Origin of the sequence: Streptomyces sp. sk2.1 (assembly GCF_008120935.1) — a bacterium.
Lineage (GTDB): Bacteria > Actinomycetota > Actinomycetes > Streptomycetales > Streptomycetaceae > Streptomyces.
Genome location: NZ_RDBO01000055.1, coordinates 576,757 through 583,640, shown reverse-complemented (window position 1 = coordinate 583,640; position 6,884 = coordinate 576,757). Strand labels below are relative to the sequence as shown.

6 protein-coding genes and 1 pseudogene are annotated in these 6,884 nt (G+C 67.2%); 5 read left to right on the top strand and 2 right to left on the bottom strand.

What is annotated here, in order from left to right:
- Nucleotides 1-1,533: pseudogene (locus EAO76_RS46380) on the top strand (hypothetical protein); the annotation flags it as partial.
- A 9-nt stretch (nt 1,534-1,542) separates the two neighbouring features.
- Entirely contained in the window at nt 1,543-2,178 is a 636-nt protein-coding gene (locus EAO76_RS19980) for a hypothetical protein (protein WP_148837248.1), read from the top strand.
- A 42-nt stretch (nt 2,179-2,220) separates the two neighbouring features.
- Here EAO76_RS19980 and EAO76_RS19975 read toward each other — a convergent pair whose 3' ends face one another.
- Nucleotides 2,221-2,691 (bottom strand): DUF5959 family protein, encoded by a 471-nt coding sequence (locus EAO76_RS19975; RefSeq protein ID WP_148837247.1) that lies wholly within the window; start codon nt 2,689-2,691, stop codon nt 2,221-2,223.
- A gap of 82 nt (nt 2,692-2,773) precedes the next feature.
- Nucleotides 2,774-3,313 carry a hypothetical protein gene (locus EAO76_RS19970; RefSeq protein WP_148837246.1) on the bottom strand — a complete coding sequence of 180 codons (540 nt, stop codon included), beginning with the start codon at nt 3,311-3,313 and terminating at the stop codon, nt 2,774-2,776.
- Nucleotides 3,314-3,430: 117 nt separating this feature from the next.
- Here EAO76_RS19970 and pip point away from each other — a divergent pair, with 117 nt between their 5' ends.
- From pip to EAO76_RS19955, 3 genes are all read left to right on the top strand, one after another.
- A complete protein-coding gene (gene pip, locus EAO76_RS19965) occupies nt 3,431-4,417 on the top strand; it encodes a prolyl aminopeptidase (protein WP_148837245.1) in 987 nt (328 codons plus the stop codon).
- Between the two features lie 161 nt (nt 4,418-4,578).
- Nucleotides 4,579-5,802 carry an alpha/beta hydrolase gene (locus tag EAO76_RS19960; RefSeq protein ID WP_148837244.1) on the top strand — a complete coding sequence of 408 codons (1,224 nt, stop codon included), beginning with the start codon at nt 4,579-4,581 and terminating at the stop codon, nt 5,800-5,802.
- 84 nt (nt 5,803-5,886) lie between these two features.
- Nucleotides 5,887-6,882 (top strand): aldo/keto reductase, encoded by a 996-nt coding sequence (locus EAO76_RS19955; protein WP_148837243.1) that lies wholly within the window; start codon nt 5,887-5,889, stop codon nt 6,880-6,882.
- The last annotated feature ends 2 nt before the right edge of the window (nt 6,883-6,884 follow it).

Sequence of the window (6,884 nt, the reverse complement as noted above, 5' to 3'; positions counted from 1 at the left end):
AAGAAACTCGCCACCGAGGGCCCCGCGGGCGCCGTCAAGGAAATCCAGACCGAGGCCGGCGACCTCAAGGCCACCATCCTCGAAAAACTCACCAGCTACCTCATCCCCACCGTCATCATCGCCGGCATCACCTGGATCATCTCCCTCCTCAACCCCGCCTCCGCCTTCATCCGCGCCGTCAAGGGCATCATCGACATCGTCACGTTCATCGTGAACCAGGGCGCCCAGATCGTGGAGTTCGTCAACGCCGTCCTGGATTCGGTCATCGCCATCGCCAACGGCGGATCGGCCGGCGTCCCCAAAATGGTCGAAACCGCCCTCGCCACCAGCGTCCCCCTCCTCATCGGATTCCTCGCCTCCCTCCTCGGCATCGGCAACCTCGCCAACAAAGTCAAATCCGTCTTCCACGCCGTCGCCAAACCCGTCAACCGCGCCATCGACAAAATCGTCGACCTCATCACCAAAAAAGGCAAAGCCCTCTGGAACAAACTCAAGGGCAAGGACAAGGACAACAAGGGAGACAACAAGAAAGATAAAAATGGGAGCAGCGAGAAGAGAAAAGAAGACGGAAGCGGGGAGACCGAAAGGAGTCTGGACGTAAAGAAAGAGGCAAAGGATCGACTTGCCGCCCATATCGCCAAACCGATACCGACCAAGTCTGCACTCGACGCGATAGTGGTCGGCACCCTCAATCACCTACGCCCCAAAGGACTCAAACAGCTCTACACGGAAAAATCGGGAGGAGATCCAGAGAAGTTCTCCATCGTCGCAAAAGCCAGCCCGCCCACACCGGTCGGCCAGGCAACGGTGGGGTTCACCAGCAAGGACTACAAACTGATTCTCAGAAAAGCAATCCCCGGGGCGGCCGACATCATCCCGTTCCTGAAGAAGTTGGCGGCGAACGGCTCCGAGACCGTGGAGTACGAAGGGTCCGAAGTGAAGGTTGACATGGACTTCTTCAAGGAGGCGTGGGACAAGAAGCCGTACAGCCAGGCGCGGGGCTTCATCAAGAAACGATTCCGGGACGCAACGCCAGGTCACCACGAATGGATCCCGAGCGACTACATCCTGATCGTGGTCGAGCGCGCCCAGAAAGCAGAGACCATCGTCGCCGGCGAGAAATGGATAGACGATCACCACGACTTGCGCAGCGACACCTCCCTACTCGTTTTTCACAACTTGGATGAAGCTCCCCCGGAAACTGTCCAGGACAACGTCGACGGAACGAGAAAAAAGTTCTCAGTGCCGACCGGACACATAGGTGCCGTCTACTGCAAGGGGGACCAGAAGACGAAGTACGAACCAAAGTTCCACAATGCGGCACGGAACGTCTTCAACAACGCCAACGAAATATCTGGGGTCGCAACCAACCTGAAGGCCGTTGCAGAGAAATGGATATGGGATGGAAATCGTTCTTACCCACATGCCGTACACCCGGAATGTTTGGACAAGAACGGGGAACAGGTAACTGCGACTCGACAGCAAGGCAACTACACACAAATCATCAGTAAACTTGACACACTGATCGAATGAGGACCATAAATGGATCGTCATTCAGGAACAGGACGTGACCGGATCGGGGATCATCAGGAAGCGCTGAACTGGATCTCAGCGTCATCCCTGCCCGACAGAGAAAAAGACCATCTCAAGAAGTTTGTCGCGAGCTATCCGGGTTTCACCTTCTTCAGGAACACACCGGAAGAAATCAACCGACATGAAAGGGAAAAAAATCTACGTTTCCCCGACTGGTTTCGCGACGCCCGGGAAACGCTGGCCTTCATTCATCCCGACACTCTCACCCACCCCCCTGTTCTCGTTCGGTTCGACAGGCCGGATTACGACTGCAGCATGTCGGACTCGGAAGAGACGCAGTGGTATCAGATCAAAACTGGGGTCATGGGGGAGGACGACAGAGAATTATTCGTCGATCAAGCCGGCTTGTACCCCATTGCAACATGGTTCGGCACGAACCAGTCATACCTCGCAATAAATCTGCACGATCCCGGCGACAAAAGAATCCATGAATTCTCAGGAACGGACTGCTGGGACATGTCATTCGCCGGAGAATCAGTGGAAGACATCAGCCTTCCCGCATTCACTTCCTATCCTCGAATGCTGTCACACATCTCAGGTTTCAAATTTCCCGATGACAGTATCGTTTCAGCGAAGAGATTCTGAACTTCCGAACGCATCCTGCGCAACCAGGGCAGGAACAATGCCTCAGCGCTTGCGGTCGGGGCTCCACTCGTAGGTCATCGGGGCCGTCTCGACGACTTCGACGGGCCAGGTCCGCCTGACCCGGTCCGCGCTTTCCCGGAGTTCCGCGAGCCAGTCTCCTTCCGGGCGGATCCCCAGGAGCGTGGTGAGGCGGTCCGGGTCCACGATCGAGACCGACAGCAGGCCGCCCTCGTGCGCGCGGAGGACGAGGCTCAGGCCGCGGTCCCCGCCGAGGCCGATCTGCCGCCCCGGGGCGAGGCCGGGCAGGCCCTCCTGCCAGGCGTCGAGGTCCTGCGGGAAGAGGTACACGTCCAGCCGGGCGTCCAGGAAGCTCGCGGACACGAGCACGTCGGCACGCAGGACGTCGTGGCCGGTCAGCACCCCGGGGCGGGAACGCCCGGTGACGCGCACGACACAGCTGTTGCCCTCGCCGTCCTCCAGGCGGACCAGGTCCACCGGGGCGGGCTCCGTCATCACCGGGTTCGCTCTCCTTCGATCGATGGGACGGGGCCGTTCTTCTCCTGCCCCGCCCGCCCCGCGAGGGGCGACGCCGTACCTACGCGAACCGTTGCCCGCACCGGCTGCAGAACACCGGTTCCGGGTCGTGCGAGAGGCGTCCGCATTCGGGGCAGACGCGGTCCAGCATGCAGGGTGCCTCACCGCCCCCGTCGTACGGCGTCGGCGGCGCGACCGGGGACACGGCGGGCCTCTCGACCCGGGACGTGGCCGGGGAAGCGGTCGGGGACTTGATGGTCAGGCCGGGGCGGCGGCGGTGGACGGTCAGGTAGGCGAGACCGTCCGGGCCGGCGGCGAGGGCGCGGCGGGAGGTGCGGGGCAGCCAGACGGCCGTGGTCGGGGCCAGGTCCAGTACGCCGTCCGGCGCGGTGATCCGGCCGCTGCCCTCGACGACGACCAGGAGGACGTCCAGGACGTCCTCCTGGTGCTCGCCCACCTCGGCGCCCGGCGGAAGGCGCACCAGGTTGGCGTCCAACTCCCGGCCCTGCTCGGCCAGTTGCCACAACGCGCCACGCTCTTCACGGGTAGCGGCACGGAGCAGATCGTCGAGTACGGCCAGAACGCGCGGTGCGGAAGTCACGCCCCTCAGGTTACGCCCCGGCCGTAGGCTGGCTCCTTTGCCCGTGGAAGCCGTCCACGGGCCGGAGGGACGAAGAACCGGCAAGTCGAAGAGTCCGAAGAACCGAGGGAGTTCGCCGTGGACCGCAGGCCCGACGAGAAGTACCCGCCGATCGAACCGTACGAGCACGGCATGCTCGATGTGGGCGAGGGCAACCTCGTGTACTGGGAGGTGTGCGGCAACCCGGACGGCAAACCCGCGGTCGTCGTGCACGGCGGGCCGGGGTCGGGGTGCACCGAGCGGCCCCGGCAGTACTTCGACCCGGACCTGTACCGCGTCGTTCTTTTCGACCAGCGGGGCTGCGGGCGTTCCACCCCGCACGCGAGCGACCCGGCCACCGACATGCGGTTCAACACGACCGACCGGCTGATCGCCGACATGGAACGGCTGCGGATCCGGCTCGGGATCGAGAAGTGGCTGCTGTACGGCGGTTCCTGGGGTTCGACGCTGATCCTCGCGTACGCCGAGCAGCATCCGGAGCGGGTCTCGGAGATCGTGATCCCGGCCGTCACCACCACCCGCCGCTCCGAGATCGACTGGCTGTACCGGGGCGCGGGCCGGATCTTCCCCGAGGCGTGGGACCTGTTCCGGGCCGGGGTTCCGGAGGTCGGGGGGAACGCGACGCCGGACGTGCTGGCCGCGTACGCCCGGCGGATGGAGAGCCCCGACGCAGCCGTCCGGGAGCGGGCGACGGCCGACTGGTGCGCGTGGGAGGACGCGGTGCTCTCCCAGGAGGCGTACAGCGGGCCGCCCCCGTACAGCGGGCGGCCCGGCCGGGCGCAGCAGGCGCTGGTGCGGATCTGCTCGCACTACTTCTCGCAGGGTGCCTGGCTGGAGGAGGGGCAGTTGCTCCGGGACGCGGGGCGGCTGGCGGGGATCCCGGGCGTGCTGGTGCACGGCCGGTTCGACCTGGGCGGGCCGCTCGTCACCGCGTGGGAACTGGCGAAGGCGTGGCCGGACGCCGAGCTGACCGTGATCGACGGCGCCGGGCACCTGGGCGGCGCGGCGACGAGCCGGGCGGTGCTGGCGGCCCTGGACCGGTTCGCGGCACGGAGCGCGTCGTGACGTCATCGGTCCGTCATGTCCGGGTTGGGAAAAGGGAGTTGGAGGGAGAGGGCGAGTAGGACCAGGGGTGTACGGCGTACGCCTGCGGTGGTACGTTCCGCCGCTTTTTCCACCACCGTGGGCCGACGTGCCGGGCGGCTGCCCGGACCTACCGTTCGGGCATGAACAGACGCCGCGGCACGGCCGCCTCCGCACTGCTCGGGTTCTCCCTGGCCCTCACCCTCCTGGGTACGGGCGCGGCCACGGCCGCCCCTTCCGTCCCCGTCACCGCGACCGCCTCCGATGTCGCGGCCGCCACGGAGCTGGCCCTGCCGCGCCCCGGGGGCCGGCACGCGGTCGGGACCCAGACCCTGCACCTGACCGACCACCGGCGCCGCGACCCGTGGGTGCCCTCGGCGGACCGGGAGTTGATGGTGTCGGTGTACTACCCGGCGCACCGCCCGGCCGGTCCGGGAGGGGGCGGCTCCGCGGCGTACATGACCACGGAGGAGGCCCGGCTCCTGCTGGAGGCGAGGGGACTCGACGGCGTCGTACCCGCCGGGACCGTCGCCGCCACCCGTACCCACGCACGCGTCGACGCCCGCCCCGCCCCCGGCCGCTTCCCGCTGGTGGTGCTCTCACCGGGCTTCTCGATGCCCCGCAGCACCCTCACGTCCCTGGCGAACGACCTGGCGAGCCGCGGGTACGTCGTCGCCGCCGTCGACCACGCGTACGAGTCGGTCGGCACCGCCTTCCCCGGCGGCCGGGTGCTCACCTGCGCCGCGTGCGAACGGGTCGACTCGACCGAGGACTACGCACGGGTGGCCGTGGGACGGGCGCACGACCTCTCGTTCGTGATCGACCGGCTGACGGCCGCTTCGGGGGCGACGGCCCGGACCGTCCGGGGGCGTCCGGCCCTCCCGTACGCCCGAATGGTCGATCCGCGACGGATCGGCGCGGCGGGTCACTCCGTCGGGGGAGCGAGCGCCGCCGCGCTCATGGCGCGGGACCAGCGGGTGCGGGCCGGGCTGAACCTGGACGGCGGCTTCTTCGCGCCGCTGCCCGAGGACGGACTGGGCGGGCGCCCGTTCCTGATGATGGGCACCGAGACCACGCACAGCCCCGGCGGGAAGAACGACTGGTCGGCCGCCTGGGCGCGCCTGGACGGCTGGAAGCGCTGGCTGACGGTCGCCGGGGCCGAGCACTTCACCTTCACCGACCTGCCCGTGCTGGCCGACCAGCTCGGCCTGGTCGACCCCGCCGCGCCGCTCACCGGGCAGCGGTCCTGGCAGCTCACGCGCGACTATCTGACCGCCTTCTTCGGCCTCCACCTGCGCGGCACGCCGCAGCCGCTGCTGGACGGGCCCTCGGCCGACCACCCGGAGGTCGCCTTCCGGCAGCCGTGACCGACGGCGGCCGTGGTCGGCGACAGTCGTGACCGGCCGGGTGCCCTTGCTTCGAGCGGACTCGAAGGCGTTGGCTGGACGACCATGGAGTACACACAGCTCGGACGCACCGGACTCAAGGTCAGCCGACTCGTGCTCGGCACGATGAACTTCGGTCCGCACACCAACGAGGTGGACAGCCACGCCATCATGGACGCGGCGCTGGACACGGGTCTGAACTTCTTCGACACGGCGAACGTGTACGGCTGGGGCGAGAACAAGGGCCGTACCGAGGAGATCATCGGCACCTGGTTCGCCAAGGGCGGCGAGCGCCGCGACAAGGTGGTCCTGGCCACCAAGATGTACGGGAACATGGGCCCCGACGGCGTGGCCTGGCCCAACCACGACAAGCTCTCCGCCGTGAACATCCGGCGCTCGGTCGAGGCGTCGCTGAAGCGGCTCCAGACGGACCGCATCGACCTGTACCAGTTCCACCACGTCGACCGGAACACGCCCTTCGACGAGATCTGGCAGGCGATCGACGTCCTGGTCCAGCAGGGCAAGATCCTCTACGCGGGTTCGTCGAACTTCGCCGGGTACAAGATCGCCCAGGCCAATGAGCTGGCCGCCCGGCGCGGCTCGTTGGGGCTGGTCAGCGAGCAGTGCATCTACAACCTGATGGAGCGCCGTGCGGAGATGGAGGTCATCCCGGCGGCTCGGGAGTACGGGCTCGGCATCATCCCGTGGTCCCCGCTGCACGGCGGCCTGCTGGGCGGTGCGATCCGCAAGGAGCGCGAGGGCGCGACCGGCCGCTCGTCCTCCGGCCGCGGCGCGGAGGCCCTGCGCGACCCGGAGCAGCGCAAGCAGATCCAGGCGTACGAGGACCTGCTCGACAAGCACGGCCTGGAGCCCGGCGAGGTCGGCCTGGCGTGGCTCCTCGCGCAGCCGGGGGTGACGGGGCCGATCATCGGACCGCGCAACCAGGAGCAGCTGGACTCGGCGCTGCGGGCACTGGAGCTCGACCTGTCCCCGGAGCTGCTGGCGTCGCTGGACGAGATCTTCCCGGGGCCGGGGCCCGCCCCGGAGGCCTTCGCCTGGTGAGA